Raw genomic sequence first — 16,051 nt, 5'->3', positions numbered from 1 at the left:
GCCGGTGAGCGAGCCGACGAGAGGGACGGCCAAAGAGACGCCGAAGGGGACGGCTAACGGGACGGCGAAAGCGACGGCGCGCGACACGGCCGAGGCGCCCGACGGCGTCTACCGGATCCGCAATGCCGCGAGCGGGCTGCTGCTGCAGGTCGAGAGCGGCAACCGGGTCTGGGTCGGGCCGGACGGCGAGCCGGCCGCGGCCCGGCAGTGGGAGATCACTCCGGTGCACAGCGGCGGCGGGATCTTCCACCTGGTCAGCGTCCACAACGGCAAGCGGCTCGACGTCGCGAACGCCTCGACCGAGAGCGGCACCCGGGTCCAGGTGTGGAAGGCGAACGCCTTCGGGGCGCAGGAGTGGGTCGTGGAGGAGCACCTCGACGACCCCGGCGTGGTCTCGCTGATCGCCGCCATCAGCGGTCTGCCGCTGGAGGCGGACGCGGAGGGCCGGGCCCGGCAGTGCGAGGACACCGACTCCCCGGCCCAGTGGTGGCGCCTGGAGCCCGCCTGACGGACGACGGGCGGCGGGGGCGGCGGCGGGGGGCTGCGGGGTCAGGGGCGGCCGGCGGTCACCGGCCGACCGCCCCTGACCCGCCCGTCACACCCGTACGAAGCCGCGCAGCCGGTACGTCGGCTCCGCGCGCGGGGTGTCCGGCCGCGGCAGGAGTTCCAGCCGGTCCGCGAGCTCGCGCGGGGTGATCCCGCGCGGGTGGACCCGGGAGGCGTACCGCCCGGCGAGCAGCGCTTCCGCGGCCCCGCGCGGGGTGCGGCCCTGGCCGTGGCCGGTGAAGAGGGCTTCGCCGGGTGCAGGCCCACCGCGGCGGCATGGCCGGTGACCGCCTCGGCGGAGTCGGCGGGGGTCACGGCGAGGTGTTCGGCGAGCACCGCGTCGATGTCGCTGCCCACGTCGTGGGCGGCGTCCTTGTCGACGGTGGTGACGAACACCCCGCCGGGCCGCAGCACCCGCCCGGCCTCCGCGATCACGGCGGCCACCAGGCCCGGTGAGCGCAGCAGGTGCAGCAGCCAGACCGCGCTGACCGCGTCGAGCGAGCCCGCGCGGAGGGGGAGCCGGGTCCCGGAGGCCAGAACCACCGGGATCCCCCGGGACCGCGCCATGGCGGCCATCGCGTAGGAGGTGTCCGCGCCGAAGACGCGCAGCCCCGGGCGGGCGGCGGCGATGCGGGTGGTGACGATGCCCGTGCCGCAGCCGAGGTCGAGCAGCGTGCCGGTGTCCGGCGGGAGCAGGCCGAGGACCGCCGCGGCGGCGGCCTCGGCGCGCGGGGCCCCGCCGCGGGTGGCGTCGTAGGCCTCGGCTTCGGCGTCGTAGTCGAGGAGCGGTCGCGGCATGGGCATCAGGTGTGTGCTTCCGGGATCAGGCGGCGCCGTGGGCGGGAGCCAGGGATTCCACGCGCTCGGCGAGGGCGAAGTCGGCGTCGGTGACGGAGTCGCCCGCGTCGTGCGTGTTCACGGCGAGGCGGACGGTGTTGTAGCCGAGGGTGAGATCGGAGTGGTGGTTCAACTCGTCCTGCACGCTCGCGATATGGCTCACCAGCGCGCTGGCCGCGAAGTGGCTGCCCAGCCGGTAGGTGCGGATGATGCGGTCGTCCTCGAAGGCCCAGCCGGGGAGCTCCCGCAGCCGGTCCTCGATCTCCTTCTGCGAAAGCGGCTCTCTCGACATCCGCAGGCTCCTTCCCCGTACACGATGTGCGCGACGTGCACGACCCGGGTGACGTACATGACCCGGGTGCGGTACACGACTGCCCGATTGACCTGACGTGGAGTCAAGGTTCGCACAGCCCGGGCCGGAGGGAAGGTTTCGCGCCATAGTGCGTGCGGGTGCTTCCGCGCCTTCCGGGACCATCGCGCCGCCCCTATGCTCCTGCGCCGGACGTGACTGTTACCGCTGGTAACTGACGATCGAGGGAGCATCGACGTGACGCGCACAGGAAACTCCAGGCGCACCTTCATCACGGGGGCCGCCGCCACCGCGGGCGCGTTATCGGCCGCCGGGATCCTCCCGGCCACGGCCGAGGCCGCCACCGGGCCCGCGACGGCGGCCGCAACCGCGGGAACCGCCGCTCCCGGGCAGGGACGCCGCGTGGCCGTCCTCGGCGGCGGGGTCGCCGGCCTCACCGCCGCGCACGAGCTGGCCGAACGCGGCTACGCCGTCACCGTGTACGAGCGCCGGGCACTCGGCGGCAAGGCCCGCAGCATGGACGTCCCCGGCAGCGCCCGGGGCGGCCGCCGCCCGCTCCCCGCCGAGCACGGCTTCCGCTTCATCCCGGGGATCTATCACAACCTGCCGGACACGATGCGGCGCATCCCCTTCCCCGGCAACGCCAACGGGGTCTGGGACAACCTGGTCGCCCCGCGCGAGATGATGTTCGCCCGGGCGGCCGGCCGCGAGGACCTGCGCGCCCCCATCCCCTGGCCGGACCACTCCCCCGCCGAGCTGACCCCCGACGAGCTGCGCCGGGCCCTCACCGGCATCCTCCAGTCGCTGGTCCGCCTTCCGCTCCACGAGACCGCGTACTTCGTCGACCGCGCCCTGGTCTTCCTCACCAGCTGCGACCAGCGGCGCGACGAGCAGTGGGAGCGCACCCCGTGGTGGGAGTTCACCCGGGCCGCCCGGATGTCGAGCGAGTACCAGCGGATCCTCGCCATCGGCGTCACCCGCAACATCGTGGCCACCAAGGCGGAGGAGGCCTCGACCCGCACCGTCGGCACGCTCGGCGAGGCCTTCGTCTTCAACCTGCTGGGCCGCGGCGCCGACGGCCCGCCGGACCGGATCCTGAACCTGCCCACCAACGAGGCGTGGATCGACCCGTGGGAGGCCCATCTGCGCACGCTGGGCGTGGAGTTCAGGATCGGATGGACGGTACGGGAAGTCCGGTACGGGGACGGCCGCGTGAGCGGCGTCCTCATCGAAGACCCGGCCGGAACCACGCGGACGGTCACCGCCGACCACTACATCAGCGCCCTGCCGGTCGAACACGCCCGGCGCACCTGGAGCCCGGCGCTGCGCGCGGCCGACCCGATGCTCGGCCGGTGCGACCTGCTGCGGACGGACTGGATGACCGGCATCCAGTTCTACCTCACCGAGCGCGCACCCCTGGTGCACGGTCACCTCAACTGCATCGACTCTCCGTGGTCGTTGACGGCGATCCAGCAGGCCGAACACTGGCCGTCGCGGGACTTCCCCGCCGACTACGGGGACGGCGCGGCCGTGGACTGCCTGTCGGTGGACATCTCCGAGTGGGACAAGCCCGGGATCCTCTACGGGAAGACGGCCAAGCAGTGCACCCGCGAGGAGGTCGCCCGCGAGGTGTGGGCCCAGCTCAAGGCCTCGCTCAACGACACCGGGAAGACCCTGCTGTCGGACGGAAAGCTGCACTCGTGGTTCCTGGACCCGGGGGTGGACGGGCTCGGCACGCCCCGTCCGACCAACCAGGACGAGCTGCTGATCCACCCGACCGGGACCTTCCACAACCGGCCGAGCGCCGGCACCCGGATCCCGAACTTCTTCCTCAGCGGGGACTACGTGTCCGTCGACATCGACCTGGCCACGATGGAGGGGGCCAACGCCTCGGCCCGGGCCGCCGTCAACTCCCTGCTGGACAGGGATGGTTCACCGGCCCCCCGGTGCACGGTGCGCGGGCTCTACCGGGCCCCTGAGGTGGAGTCCGCCAAGCGGCACGACCTGTGGCGCTACCGTCTCGGCCTGCGGAACGTGTTCGACGTGGGGTGAGCGGGCTGGGCTAACGTCGCGGTATGACGACTGCTGCGCCCTTGACGGTAGGCGCCCTGCTGCGCACCTGGCGGGAACGGCGCGGGCTCAGCCAGCTGGAGCTGGCGGGCCGCGCCGATTCCTCCTCCCGGCACATCAGCTTCGTGGAGACGGGCCGGTCCCGGCCGAGCGAGGATATGGTGCTGCGGCTCGCGGACCACCTGGAAGTTCCGGTGCGGGACCGCAACGCCCTGCTGGTGGCGGCGGGTTACGCACCCCGGTACGCCCACACCCCGCTCGGCGATCCCTCGATGGAGGTGCTGCGCGAGGGGCTGGAACGGCTGCTGACCGCCTACGAGCCGTATCCGGCGCTGGTGGTGGACGCTGCGTACGACGTGGTGGCCGCCAACCGGGGCATCCTGATGCTGATGGAGGGCATGCCGGAGCACCTGCTGGCCGGTCCCCTCAACGTGATGCGGCTGACCCTGCACCCGGAGGGCCTCGCCCCCCGGATCCGCAACCTGCGCGAGTGGCGCGGACACCTGCTGGCCCAGATGGAGCGGCAGATCGCACTGGCCCGGTCGGCGCCGCTGCGCGCGCTGTACGAGGAGGTGGCGGCCTATCCGCTGCCCGACGCGGCGGGGGGACCCGGCGGGGACGGCCCGTACGGGGACGGCCCGGTCGAGGCCGTCGCGTACCTCGCGCTCCCCCTGCGGATCGAGCACGACGGGCACCTGCTCTCCTTCGTGTCCTCCATCTCCACCTTCAACACCCCCATGGACGTGACGGTCGCCGAGCTGGCCATCGAGACGCTCCTGCCGGCCGACCCGGCGACGGTGAAGTACCTGCGGTCACTGGCGCCCTGAGTCCGCGCGCAGCGCGAGCTGCTGGAAGACGGCGAAGGAGGCGACGACGAGCGCCTGCGCCGCGGTCCACACCGCCCCGGCGGCGGTGGGCTCGAACCAGACGAAGAGGGCGACGAGGCTGAGCGCGGCCCAGGCGTAGTTGCCTTCGACGACGAGCTTGACGGGGAAGACCGGGGGCTGCCGGCGCGAGGCCAGCAGGCCGACGCCGGCCCCGTAGAGCACCATGAACGCCCCGAGTCCCAGCAGCAGCCCCTGCCCGATGCCGAGCAGCCGGCCGAGGGGCGCGGAGAAGGCGAGGTAGGCGAGCCCGTTGCCGGTGCTGACGACGGAGTCGAGGGCGAGGAAGCGGCGTAGGGCGGCCCCGGGGGCGGCGGTACGGGCTACGGCGGTGAGCAGGGCTGCGGACATGGCGGATCAGCCTCCGTCGAGGGTCGGTTGTGGTGCTGGGGTACGGACGGTCCGGGCCCCGGAGCCGAGTGCGCGGCCCCGGAACCCGATGGCTCCACTGTGCCGCCGGGGCCCGCACCGGTCGATTACCCCGGAGGTAATGCGCACCCCCCGGGCAGGCGGGACCCTTTCCGCGGCCTCGCCCTTGGCCTGGCCCTCCACCCCACCCCCGCCCCCGCGTTCGACCTCGCCTTCGACCTCGCCTCGGCCCCACCTTTTTTGAGGCGGACGGAAAGAAAGGTGGGGGGTACTTCTGTTCGGCCACTCACCGGGGGGCTAGGCTTTACGCAGAGCAACCACATCGAACCTTCTCTCTGCTGACGGAGAAACGCCTGGTGCGCGCCGCCGACCGATCCGACCTGACCGCGGCCTGGGCCCGCGTCGTGGCGTCGGCGGAGCGACACGGCCAGGACCCGGATCGCGTGCTCGCCGTGGAACGGCTCAGCCACCTGTCCGGAGTCGCACCGGAGCGCGTCCCCGCGGTGCTGACGGGTACCGCCGCCGAGCTGCCGCTCTGCGCCCGGGTGCACCAGCGCTTCCTGCGGCTGCGCGCCACCCGGCGCGACAAACACGGCAAGGAGTGGTCGCTCGCCGCGATCGCCGAGGACTTCGACGCCCCCGGCGCCTCCCTCGGCCCGCTCAACGCGGGCACCGGACTGCCCCGGCTCGGTCACGCGGCGGGGGTGCAGCGGTTCTTCGGGGTCTATCCCGGATTCCTGCTCGCCGACAGCAAGAGCGCGGTGGAACGGGCCCTGGCCACCGACGGGCCCGGGGGCCGGGCGGAGGGAGCCCCGGGAGCCCCGGACGACCTCGAGCGCCTCTCGTACCTCACCGGCATCACGCCGGAGGACATCCGGCTCACGCTCGACGGCACACCGCCCCGGCTCCCGCTCAAGGAACAGGTGCGCCTGCGCTTCGAGCACCTGCGCCGCACCCGCCCCCGCGCGGACGGACAGGCCCACTCCCTCTCCGCCATCGCCGGCTCCTTCGACGCCTCGGGCCAGTCGCTGACCCGCCTCGCCCAGGGCGAGGGGCTCCCCAACCTGGCGGCGGCCGCCGGGATCCAGCGCTTCTACGGGGTCGAGAGCGGCTTCCTGCTGGCCCGGGACTCCGAGGCGCTGAGCGCCGCCCTCGCCGGGATCGAGCGGGAACTGGAATCCGCGGAACGGCCCGCCGAGAACCCGATGCTCGCCGTGCTGCGGGCACACGACGTGCGCAGCATCGTGACCCGGGCGGGCCGGCTCTCCCCGGGCGGCTGGAAGGCCCTGGCGGACCACCTGGACGATCTGCTGGCACGGGAGGGGCAGTTGGGCCGCCCGGCCATCCCGAGCCGCTCCGCCGTCCCGAGCCAGTCGGCCGTCCCGAGCCGCCCGGCCATCCCGAGCCGCCCGGCCATCCCGAGCCGCTCCGCCGTCCCGAGCCGGCCGGACGGCACCGAGGACACCAAGGGCAGCAAGGGCACCAAGGGCACCGACGACGCCGACGACCGCAGTGCCGAAGGGGGAGCGCGATGAGGACCACACGGGCCATGCGGAAGCTCGGCGCCGATCTGCTGGCGGCCGCGCGCCTGGTTCCGAACACGGACGCCCCCGGCATCATCGGCGGCCTGTGCGCCGCGTACGGTCGCGGCCGCGACCACGACCGGCCGGTGCTGTTCCGGTTCGCCGCCTTCCCGCCCGATACCGCCAGCGGGCTGTGGCTGGAGATGGAGGACCGCGACCTCCTCGTCATCGAGGAGCGCACCCGCCCCGAGCACCAGCTCGTCATCGCCTGCCACGAGCTGTGGCACCTGGACGAGGGCACCTGCGACCGGCACGGCGAGGGCATGGCGGTGGCCGCCCGGCTGACCGGCCGCGGCGGCGGCCTGGCCGAGCTGCTGCTGCACTCCGAGGAGGGGCTGAGCACCGTACTGCGGCAGGCGGCCGCCCGGGCCGACGGCAGCGATCCCGCGGAGATCCGCGCGGAGACCTTCGGCCTGCACCTCGGAAAGATCCTCAAGACCTTCCTGCCCCCGCCCCGGGAAGAGCAGGTACCCGAGGCGATCGAGCGCATCAAGACCTCGTTCGGCTGTGGACGTTGAGCGGGCCCCGGAGCATGCCCTCCGGCGGCTGACCACCGCCTTCCCGCCGACGCACCTACTTCGCCGATGCGCACGCGCACGGCCCTGACAGAGAGCACCACACGATGACCCAGTCTTCCCCGCCCCGCCACACCCAGTCTTCCCCGCCCCGCCACGCCGTCGTCATCGGAGGCAGCATGGCCGGCCTCCTGGCGGCCGCCGTCCTCGCCGAGCACGCGGCGGTGACCATCATCGACGCCGACACCCTCCCCGAGCTCCCGGAGCCCCGGCGCGGACTGCCGCAGGCCCGCCACGTCCACGTCATGTGGTCGGGCGGCGCCCGCGCCATCGCGGACATTCTGCCGGGCATCATGGAGGACTGGACGAAAGCGGGCGCGATCCGCCGCAGCCTGCCCACCGACCTGGTCACCAAGACCGCCCAGGGCTGGATCCCCCGCTACGGGGAGAAGCAGTTCAACATCTCCTGCAGCCGCGACCTCCTCGACTCGGTGGTGCGCGCCCGGGTGATCGCCCTCGACGGGGTCACCACCCTCCAGCGCAGCCGGGTCCGGTCCCTGGAGGGCACCGCCGCGCGGATCACCGGCGTCCGCGTCGACACCCCGGAGGAAGAGGGCCGGCTGATCACCGCCGACCTGGTGGTCGACGCGAGCGGCCGCGGCTCCCGGGCCCGTGCCTGGCTCCAGGCGCTCGGTGTGGAGGGCATCCGGCAGGCGGAGGTCGACTCCGGCCTCGTCTACGCGACCAGGATCTTCGAGGCCCCCGCCGGAGCCCACGAGATGGGCTTCCCCATCGTCAACGTCCAGTCCGACCCCCGGGTCCCGGTCCCCGGCCAGACCGCGACGATCGTCCCCATCGAGAACGGCCAGTGGCAGGCCACCCTCTCCGGGACCCGGGGCGGCCAGCCCACCGGCGACCCCGACGAGTTCATCCCGTTCGCCAAGGGCATCCGCGACCCGATCGTCGGCGAGCTCCTGGAGGGCAGGAAGCCGCTGACCGACGTCGCCGTCACCCAGGGCACCGCCAACCGCCGGCTCTTCTTCGAGAAGGCCGAGCTCCCCGACGGCTTCTTCGCGGTCGGCGACTCGGTCGCCACCTTCAACCCGCTCTACGGCCAGGGCATGACGGTCGCGGCCCAGGGCCTGCTCGCCGTCCGCGCCCTGCTGCGCTCCAAGGGCGGTCTGACCCACCCCTCCCTCGGCATGGAGGCGCAGCGCGCCCTCGCCCCGCAGGTGGCCACCGCCTGGGAGCTCGCCACCTCGCAGGACATCCTGTACCCGGGCGCCACCGGCATGCGGCCGCGCGCCGGCGCCGGCCTGCTCAACTCCTACGTCTCGCGGCTGGTGACCGGGGCCACCACCCGGGAGGCGCTGACCGACGCCTTCCTGGAGGTCATCACCATGACCAGCCCGCCCACCCACTGGGTCAGGCCCGCGGTGGTCTGGCAGGTCCTGCGCGCCTCGGAGCGGGGCGCGCTCAAGGCCCCGCCGCTGACCGCGGCCGAGCGGAGCGTCGCGGGACTCGACCAAGGGGCCGACCCCGTCGAAGCCCGCTAGACGCCCGATGTCGGACGGGCTCATCCTCTACGTGCCGGGGTTCGTGATCGTCCTGGCACTGGTCATCAAGGCTCCGACCCTGCGCGACGGCTGGGACCAGCCGTTGATGCGCGCCGTGTGCACGCTGCTGGTCGTCGGTTCCCTCGCCATGTTCCTGTCCGGGCCGCCGACGATCGCCGCGGTCAACCGCCTCACCGGGATCGTCAACTTCTCCGCGCCCCTGGTCTACAGCGTGCTCACCGCGTTCTCCGCCTCGTGCATCGTGCTGATCCTGCACTGGGGCGGCGGCCCGACCCCGGGCGTCCTGCGGGCCACCGGGATCACGGTGGTGGCGTACAGCGCCGTCGTGGTGACGATCGTCTTCCTGTTCGTCATGGGGGACGCGCCGGTGGAGCGGCTGCGGGACCTGGACACGTACTACGCCAACACCCCGTGGATCCGCGAGATGATCGCGCTCTACCTGACCGCCCACGCCGTCGGCAGCACGGCGCTGACCCTGCTGTGCTGGAAGTGGCTGCGGCGCGTGGACCCGGCGCTACGGGCCCTGCGCACCGGGCTGGCGCTGCTGATGTTCGGCATGGTGATGGACGTGGGCTACCTCGTCGCGAAGTGGGCGGCGGTCGGAGCCCGCTGGTCCGGCCGCGACTGGGACGGGCTGTCCACCCACCTCGCGCCGCCGTTGGCCTCCGCGGCGGCCCTGCTGGTCGGGATCGGGTTCATCGTGCCCCTGGTCGGCGAATCGGCGGCCTGGCAGGAGTTCAGCCAGTACCGCCGGCTGCGGCCGCTGTGGAAGGCCCTGAACGGGTTCGCCTCGTCCAGCGTGACGACGGTGCCGCTGACCTGGTGGTCCCCGGTCGGGATCCGGCTGATCCACCGCGAATCGGTGATCGACGACGGGCTGCTGGCGCTCGCCTCCTGGTTCGACCCCGCCGTCCGGAGCGAGGCCTACGAGGCCGCGCTCGCCCGGGGCCGGTGCGAGCGGGGCGCCGCCCTGGTGGCGGACGCGGCCGTGCTCGCCGTCGCGTGCCGGCGCCGGAGCGCCGCCGGCCGGGTGGAACCGGGCCCCGGGTGCGGTCCCGCCGAGCCCTGCCGCCTCGGGTCCCGGCCGCTGACGGAGCTGGCCCGCGAGTTCCACACCTCGCCCATCGTGGCGGAGGCCCGCCGCCGGGCCGCGGCCCGGGTCTGAGCCGGGCGCCGTCGGGGTGCCGCCGGGCCGCCACCGCGACCGCCGTCAGGCCGCCACCGCGACCGCCTCGCGGCTCGCCGCCGCCTCGCCCGTGAGGACCTTGAGCCGCTTGGTGAAGAAGACCATCACCGCACCGGCCACGATCACCACGGCGCCCTGCCACAGGAAGTTCCGGCTCTGGCCGATGACCGCGTCGAGCCGGGGCAGCTGCGCGCCGATCGCGTCTCCGGTGGCGGCGGCGAGGAACCAGACGCCCATCATCTGGTTGGTGAAGGCCCGCGGGGCGAGCTTCGTGGTGACCGAGAGGCCGACCGGGCTCAGGCACATCTCACCCATCACCTGGATCACGTACACGCCCACCAGCCACATCAGCGAGACCTTGACCCCGCTGGAGGCGATGGCCGCGGCGACGGACATGACCACGAAGGAGGCGCCGGTCAGCAGCAGGGCCAGACCGAACTTGAACGGGGTGCTCATGCGCTTGCCGCGGCGCACCCAGAAGGCCGCGAAGACGGGGGCCAGGATGATCACGAACAGCGAGGGCAGCGACTGGGTCCAGCTCGCCGGGATGTGCCGCCCGAGCAGGGACAGGTCGGTCTTCTGGGCGGCGAACATGTTCAGTTCGTTGCCCATCTGGTCGTAGACCAGCCAGAACAGCGTGGCGGCCAGGAAGAGCCAGACGTAGGCCCGCAGCCGGGTCCTCTCGACATGGTCGATCTTGGGGCTGCGGTACATCGAGAGCAGCACGCCCGCCGGGACCACGACGGCGACGATCGTCAGCACGAAGGTGATGTTGTCGATGCTCAGCGCGTGCGAGGCGGCCAGCAGGGTGATCAGTACGGCGGTGAAGACCAGGCCGTACGAGGAGGACTTGCGCAGCTTGGACCGCTCGGCGGCGGTGAGCCGGACCACGGGCTCCGCCCGCAGCTGCTCCGACAGGCGGCGGCCGCCGAGGACGTACTGGACCAGGCCGAGGGCCATGCCGACGGCGGCGGCGCCGAAGCCGAGGTGCCAGTTGACCTCCTCGCCGAGGTAGCCGACGACGAGCGGGGCGATGACGGCGCCGAGGTTGATGCCCATGTAGAAGATCGAGTAGCCGGCGTCGCGCCGCTGGTCGTCGTCGGCGGCGTACAGCCGGCCGACCAGCGCGGAGATGTTCGGCTTGAGCAGGCCGGTGCCGATGACGATGAGGACCAGCCCGGGCCAGACGAAGACCGGGTTCGGGACTGCCATCAGGACGTGGCCGGCCATGATGACCACACCGCCCCACAGGAGGGCCCGCCGGGCGCCGAGGAACCGGTCGGCGATCCAGCCGCCGGGCAGCGCCAGCAGCGAGATCATGGCCATGTAGACGCCCTCCACGGCCTCCGCGGTGCCCTCGTGGAGTCCCATGCCCCCGTGGCCGCGGGAGGCGGCGAGGAAGTGCACGAGGATGGCGACCATGCCGTAGAGGCTGAACCGCTCCCACAGCTCGGCGAGGACGAGGGTGGCGAGCCCGCGCGGGTGGCGCTTCCCGCCCACCGCCGCCGCGTCCGGTGCTGCGTCCGACGCCGGGGGCTTCTGCATGTCCATCGAAGGCTTCACATTTTCATTGGAGCCCGGCCGCGCCGGTCCCGGATCGTCCTTCCGGCCCGTTACCACGGGAAACGGAACGCCCCGGGCCGAAGGGCCCGGGGCGTTCCGCCCGCGACGGGGGGTGCGGGACGGGTCAGAGGTCCGCGAGGGCCAGCCCCGCCTGCGCGGCGGCGGCCTGGACGGTCTGCTCCAGCAGCACCGCGATGGTCATCGGGCCGACGCCGCCCGGGACCGGGGTGATCAGGGAGGCGCGGGCGGCGGCCGACTCGAAGTGGACGTCGCCGACGTTGCCCTCGTTGTAGCCGGCGTCCAGGACCACGGCGCCCGGCTTGATGTCCTCGCCGCGGATGAATTCGGCCTTGCCGACGGCGGCGACCAGCACGTCCGCCTGGCGGACGATGGACGGCAGGTCCACGGTGCGGGAGTGACAGTAGGTGACGGTGGCGTTCTGTTCCAGGAGCAGCATCCCGGCGGGCTTGCCCAGGATCGCGCTGCGGCCGACGACCACGGCGTGCTTGCCGGTCAGGTCCACGTCGTAGGCCTCCAGCAGCCGCATGATGCCGCCGGGGGTGCAGGAGACGAAGCCCGGCAGTCCGAAGCCCATGGCGGCGAAGGAGTGCATGGTGACCCCGTCGACGTCCTTGCCCGGGGCGATGGCCTCGAAGGCGGCGCGCTCGTCGATGTGGTGCGGGACGGGGTGCTGGAGCAGGATGCCGCTGATCTCCGGGTCCTCGGAGAGCGCGGTCAGGGTGGCGACGAGCTCCTCGGTGGTCGTCGCGGCGGGCAGCTCCACGTGGCGGGAGGTGATCCCGGCCTTGGCGCAGCGGTTCTGCTTCATGCGGACGTAGGTGACGGACGCGAGGTCCTCGCCGACGAGCACGGTGGCCAGACAGGGCGAGGTACCGGTGCGCTCGGTGATCTTCGCGGCGTACTCGGCGGTCCGCTCCGAGATGCGGCGGGCGAGGGCGGTGCCGTCCATCAGCCGGGCGGCTTGGGCGCCGGAAACGTCCGGGGCGGCGGAACCGGTCTGGGCGGTCGTCTGGGCGGTCGTCTGGGCGGTCGTCTGGGTCGTCATCGGGGCTCCTGAGCGTCGCTGCGGGATCGCGGTTCGCCCAGGCGCGCGGCAGTCGGCGTACGGGATGCGGGAGTACGCCGGGCCGCTCCCCGGTGGTGATCCACCCGAACGCCAGTCACGGCCCGCCGCCCAGTGTAGGCGACCGCCTCCCGACACGTCCGCCGGGTCCGGCGTGGCCCCGCCCGGCAATCCGGTGGATGACCGGCGCCGGACCTGGGACGATCGAGACATGACGCGCACTTTCGACCATCTCGTCGCGGAAGCGGAATCCGTCTCCGTGGACGGCTGGGACTTCTCCTGGCTCGACGGCCGCGCCACCGAGCAGCGCCCCTCCTGGGGGTACCAGCGCCTCCTGGCCCGGCACCTGGCGCGGGTCGGCTCCGCCCTGGACATCCAGACCGGCGGCGGGGAGGTGCTCGCCGGAGCCGGGCCCCTGCCCCCGCTGACGGTGGCCACCGAATCCTGGCCGCCGAACGTCGACAAGGCGACAAGGCTGCTGCACCCGCTCGGCACCGTGGTGGTCGCGGACTCCGACGAGCCGCCGCTGCCGTTCGGCGACGAGGCCTTCGAGTTCGTCTCCAGCCGGCATCCGGTGACGATCTGGTGGGAGGAGATCGCGCGGGTGCTGAAGCCCGGTGGCACGTACTTCTCCCAGCAGGTCGGGCCGGCGAGCGTCTTCGAGCTCGTGGAGTACTTCCTGGGCCCGCAGCCGGAGGCGGTCCGGCGGGCCCGGCACCCCGACGACGCGGTCGCCGAGGCCACGAAGGCGGGACTGGAGGTGGTCGATCTGCGCTCCGAGCGGCTGCGGACGGAGTTCCACGACATCGGAGCCGTGATCTACTTTCTGAGGAAGGTGATCTGGATGGTGCCGGGCTTCACGGTCGGGCAGCATCGGGCCCGGCTGCGCGAGCTGCACGAACAGATCGCGCACGAAGGCCCGTTCGTCGCGCACACCGCCCGCTTTCTCATCGAAGCCCGCAAAACGGGCTGACAAAACGGGCGGACGCGACCACCCGCGACCGGCTCTCCGGTCACGGCGTGGCGCAGGTCACTCAATTCAGCGCGTAACGAATCTACTCGGGCATGCGATGAACCGACAGGTGTCCTCGTGCGGCCCGGAATACAGACCCCCCTCGGGTCTGTTTCCCGAGTTCGCGCGATGATGTCCCGCCACCCCTTATCTGTTCGCAACGAGAGGCTCCTTGTGTCGCTCAGCCCGTCCCGTACGTTCCCCACGGAAATCGCCGAATCAGAGGCCCTGGTCGCGCTTGTCGAGCGCGGCCGCGAGCAGGGTCACATCAACGGTGATGACGTGCGCCAGGCCTTCGAGGCCGGCCGCATCCCGGTGGACCAGTGGAAGCGGGTCCTGCGCAGCCTGAACCAGGTCCTGGACGAGGAGGGCGTCGCGCTGCACGTCAGCGCCGCCCCCGCCACGAAGGCTCCCGCCAAGAAGACGCGCAAGGCGGCCGCCGCCCCGGCGCGCACCGTCGCCAAGAAGGCCGCCGCCCCGCCGCGCCTCATCGGTGCGCGCAAGACGGCGGCCCCCGCCACCGCCGCGGCGATATCCGACCCGTCGGCCTCCGGGACCGAGGAGGAGGTGGCGGCTGATGCCGCCGCCGCGCCCAAGAAGCGTGCGGTCAAGAAGACCGCCGTGAAGAAGACCGCCGTGAAGAAGACGGCCGCCACGAAGAAGACCGCCAAGGACGGTGACGAGGGCGACGCCCCCGTGACCCTGGGCGAGGACTGGGCGGCCGAGGACCTGGACGAGGGCGACGAGAAGGAGACGCCCAAGACGGGCGGCAGCGCCGGCTTCGTCCTGTCCGACGACGACGAGGACGACGCCCCGGCCCAGACCGTCATGGTCGCCGGTGCCACCGCCGACCCGGTCAAGGACTACCTCAAGCTCATCGGCAAGGTGCCGCTGCTCAACGCCGAGCAGGAGGTGGAGCTCGCCAAGCGCATCGAGGCCGGTCTCTTCTCCGAGTACAAGCTCGAAGAGGAGGAGGACCACAAGCCCGCGTTCAAGCGCGAGCTGGAGATCCTCGTCGAGGACGGCCGCCGGGCCAAGAACCACCTGCTGGAGGCCAACCTCCGCCTCGTGGTCTCCCTCGCCAAGCGCTACACCGGCCGCGGCATGCTCTTCCTGGACCTGATCCAGGAGGGCAACGTCGGTCTGATCCGCGCCGTGGAGAAGTTCGACTACACCAAGGGCTTCAAGTTCTCCACGTACGCGACCTGGTGGATCCGGCAGGCGATCACGCGTGCCATGGCCGACCAGTCGCGCACCATCCGCATCCCCGTCCACATGGTCGAGATCATCAACAAGCTGGCCCGTGTCCAGCGCCAGATGCTCCAGGACCTCGGCCGGGAGCCCACTCCGGAGGAGCTGGGCAAGGAACTCGACATGACCCCCGAGAAGGTCATCGAGGTCCAGAAGTACGGCCGCGAGCCGATCTCCCTGCACACCCCCCTGGGTGAGGAGGGCGACAGCGAGTTCGGCGACCTCATCGAGGACTCCGAGGCGGTCGTGCCGGCCGACGCGGTCTCCTTCACCTTCCTCCAGGAGCAGCTCCAGTCCATCCTGGGCACGCTCTCGGAGCGCGAGGCGGGCGTGGTCTCCATGCGCTACGGCCTCAACGACGGCCAGCCGAAGACCCTCGACGAGATCGGCCGCGTGTACGGGGTCACCCGTGAGCGCATCCGCCAGATCGAGTCGAAGACCATGTCCAAGCTCCGTCACCCGTCGCGCTCGCAGGTGCTGCGCGACTACCTCGACTAAACCGTCAGGTCGGTCGGAAGACCGGCCCCCGGGGCGCGAACGGCAGGGAGGCACCCTGCGGGATCAGATAGGCGTGCTCGCGCCGGATCCGCAGGGTGTCGCACTCGCCGTCCAGGGCGGCGTTCATCGATCCCGAGGTGTCGAGGACCACCCCGAAGGTGCAGCGGGCCACCTCCTCGGCGGGAAGTGGGGATGTCCTTAGGGAGTCCGGGATACGGAGCATCCGGTTTCTCCCGGGGCGTCCCAGCGGGAATCAGCCCGCGGAGTGCTCCAGCAGGTGCTTGAGCTTCTCCTCGCTGCGGGGCATCTCCTTGCGGACCATGGGTTTGACCGCGAGCGGGACGAGCGCCCTGCCCAGGCCGTGGCCCTCGAAGTCGACGGCGATGGTCACGCGCGAGCGGGTGCCTCCGTCGAGGGATTCGATGCGGCCCCGTACGTCCGGCCGGACCGGCCCTTGGATCCCGTGGAAGTGCCAGCTCCTCGGCGGATCCATTTCCACGACCTCCATGGTCGTGGGGATCGTGCGGCGGCCGATCTGCCGGGTGACGAGTATCTTCGAGCCGACGTGGACGGGAAGATCGCCGACCGGCACGGCCGACACGGCGCTGTCCTGCCACTCCGGCAGGTGCGTGGGGTCCGTGATGTACGAGTACACGTCCCCGGGACTGCGGTCTATGTCGATGGTGTTGCTGATCGCGGACATGGCGACCCCTCGGAGCCCCCCTGATGGACTCTGTTTCCAAAGTACGCCCGGGGCCGGCGGCCG

14 protein-coding genes, 2 pseudogenes and 1 riboswitch are annotated in these 16,051 nt (G+C 72.4%); of the genes and pseudogenes, 9 read left to right on the top strand and 7 right to left on the bottom strand.

The features are described from left to right. Positions 1 to 115: 115 nt before the first annotated feature. On the top strand, positions 116 to 508 hold the full coding sequence (locus ACIQV3_RS23765; RefSeq protein WP_403714970.1) for an RICIN domain-containing protein: 393 nt from the start codon (positions 116 to 118) through the stop codon (positions 506 to 508). 87 nt (positions 509 to 595) lie between these two features. Here the strand turns inward: ACIQV3_RS23765 and ACIQV3_RS23760 are convergent. Both ACIQV3_RS23760 and ACIQV3_RS23755 read right to left on the bottom strand, forming a co-directional pair. Continuing rightward, positions 596 to 1,344, bottom strand: a pseudogene (locus tag ACIQV3_RS23760) (class I SAM-dependent methyltransferase). 25 nt (positions 1,345 to 1,369) lie between these two features. Then, positions 1,370 to 1,675 carry a 4a-hydroxytetrahydrobiopterin dehydratase gene (locus ACIQV3_RS23755; protein ID WP_327303364.1) on the bottom strand — a complete coding sequence of 102 codons (306 nt, stop codon included), beginning with the start codon at positions 1,673 to 1,675 and terminating at the stop codon, positions 1,370 to 1,372. 255 nt (positions 1,676 to 1,930) lie between these two features. Here ACIQV3_RS23755 and ACIQV3_RS23750 point away from each other — a divergent pair, with 255 nt between their 5' ends. Both ACIQV3_RS23750 and ACIQV3_RS23745 read left to right on the top strand, forming a co-directional pair. Further along, entirely contained in the window at positions 1,931 to 3,745 is a 1,815-nt protein-coding gene (locus ACIQV3_RS23750) for an FAD-dependent oxidoreductase (RefSeq protein WP_403714832.1), read from the top strand. Between the two features lie 23 nt (positions 3,746 to 3,768). Further along, positions 3,769 to 4,590, top strand: coding sequence for a helix-turn-helix domain-containing protein (locus ACIQV3_RS23745; protein ID WP_403714830.1), 822 nt, complete (start codon positions 3,769 to 3,771; stop codon positions 4,588 to 4,590). On the opposite strand, the gene ACIQV3_RS23740 is transcribed toward ACIQV3_RS23745, so the two are convergent. Beyond that, positions 4,576 to 4,998, bottom strand: coding sequence for a hypothetical protein (locus ACIQV3_RS23740; protein ID WP_403714828.1), 423 nt, complete (start codon positions 4,996 to 4,998; stop codon positions 4,576 to 4,578). The genes ACIQV3_RS23745 and ACIQV3_RS23740 overlap by 15 nt on opposite strands. 374 nt (positions 4,999 to 5,372) lie before the next feature. Between ACIQV3_RS23740 and ACIQV3_RS23735 the strand changes: the two genes are divergently transcribed. The 4 genes from ACIQV3_RS23735 (at position 5,373) to ACIQV3_RS23720 (ending at position 9,856) form a co-directional block, all read left to right on the top strand. Next, positions 5,373 to 6,551: a hypothetical protein gene (locus tag ACIQV3_RS23735; RefSeq protein ID WP_403714826.1), complete on the top strand. Its 1,179-nt coding sequence runs from the start codon at positions 5,373 to 5,375 to the stop codon at positions 6,549 to 6,551. Next, positions 6,548 to 7,117 (top strand): toxin-antitoxin system, toxin component, encoded by a 570-nt coding sequence (locus tag ACIQV3_RS23730; RefSeq protein ID WP_403714823.1) that lies wholly within the window; start codon positions 6,548 to 6,550, stop codon positions 7,115 to 7,117. Before ACIQV3_RS23735 ends, ACIQV3_RS23730 begins: the two co-directional genes overlap by 4 nt. Before the next feature lie 104 nt (positions 7,118 to 7,221). After that, positions 7,222 to 8,670, top strand: a complete 1,449-nt coding sequence (locus ACIQV3_RS23725; RefSeq protein WP_403714822.1) for an NAD(P)/FAD-dependent oxidoreductase — start codon at positions 7,222 to 7,224, stop codon at positions 8,668 to 8,670. Between the two features lie 7 nt (positions 8,671 to 8,677). Further along, a complete protein-coding gene (locus ACIQV3_RS23720) occupies positions 8,678 to 9,856 on the top strand; it encodes an MAB_1171c family putative transporter (protein WP_403714820.1) in 1,179 nt (392 codons plus the stop codon). 45 nt (positions 9,857 to 9,901) lie between these two features. Here ACIQV3_RS23720 and ACIQV3_RS23715 read toward each other — a convergent pair whose 3' ends face one another. Together ACIQV3_RS23715 and ACIQV3_RS23710 are read right to left on the bottom strand one after the other, a co-directional pair. Then, a complete protein-coding gene (locus ACIQV3_RS23715; RefSeq protein ID WP_403714818.1) occupies positions 9,902 to 11,428 on the bottom strand; it encodes a peptide MFS transporter in 1,527 nt (508 codons plus the stop codon). 136 nt (positions 11,429 to 11,564) lie between these two features. Continuing rightward, entirely contained in the window at positions 11,565 to 12,410 is an 846-nt protein-coding gene (locus tag ACIQV3_RS23710; RefSeq protein ID WP_403714969.1) for a bifunctional 5,10-methylenetetrahydrofolate dehydrogenase/5,10-methenyltetrahydrofolate cyclohydrolase, read from the bottom strand. 124 nt (positions 12,411 to 12,534) lie between these two features. Beyond that, positions 12,535 to 12,635, bottom strand: a riboswitch (ZMP/ZTP riboswitch). Between the two features lie 100 nt (positions 12,636 to 12,735). Here ACIQV3_RS23710 and ACIQV3_RS23705 point away from each other — a divergent pair. Continuing rightward, positions 12,736 to 13,497: a class I SAM-dependent methyltransferase gene (locus tag ACIQV3_RS23705; protein ID WP_403714815.1), complete on the top strand. Its 762-nt coding sequence runs from the start codon at positions 12,736 to 12,738 to the stop codon at positions 13,495 to 13,497. Between the two features lie 213 nt (positions 13,498 to 13,710). Then, positions 13,711 to 15,285: an RNA polymerase sigma factor gene (locus tag ACIQV3_RS23700; protein WP_403714813.1), complete on the top strand. Its 1,575-nt coding sequence runs from the start codon at positions 13,711 to 13,713 to the stop codon at positions 15,283 to 15,285. A gap of 4 nt (positions 15,286 to 15,289) precedes the next feature. Here the strand turns inward: ACIQV3_RS23700 and ACIQV3_RS23695 are convergent. Then, positions 15,290 to 15,469: pseudogene (locus ACIQV3_RS23695) on the bottom strand (hypothetical protein); the annotation flags it as partial. Between the two features lie 69 nt (positions 15,470 to 15,538). Next, entirely contained in the window at positions 15,539 to 15,988 is a 450-nt protein-coding gene (locus ACIQV3_RS23690; protein ID WP_403714811.1) for an SRPBCC family protein, read from the bottom strand. Positions 15,989 to 16,051: the final 63 nt, after the last annotated feature.

Source organism: Streptomyces sp. NPDC099050 (assembly GCF_044759865.1).
Taxonomy (GTDB): Bacteria; Actinomycetota; Actinomycetes; order Streptomycetales; family Streptomycetaceae; genus Streptomyces.
Note: the sequence above shows the minus strand (reverse complement) of the source record. Positions and strands in the feature narration are given on the sequence as shown.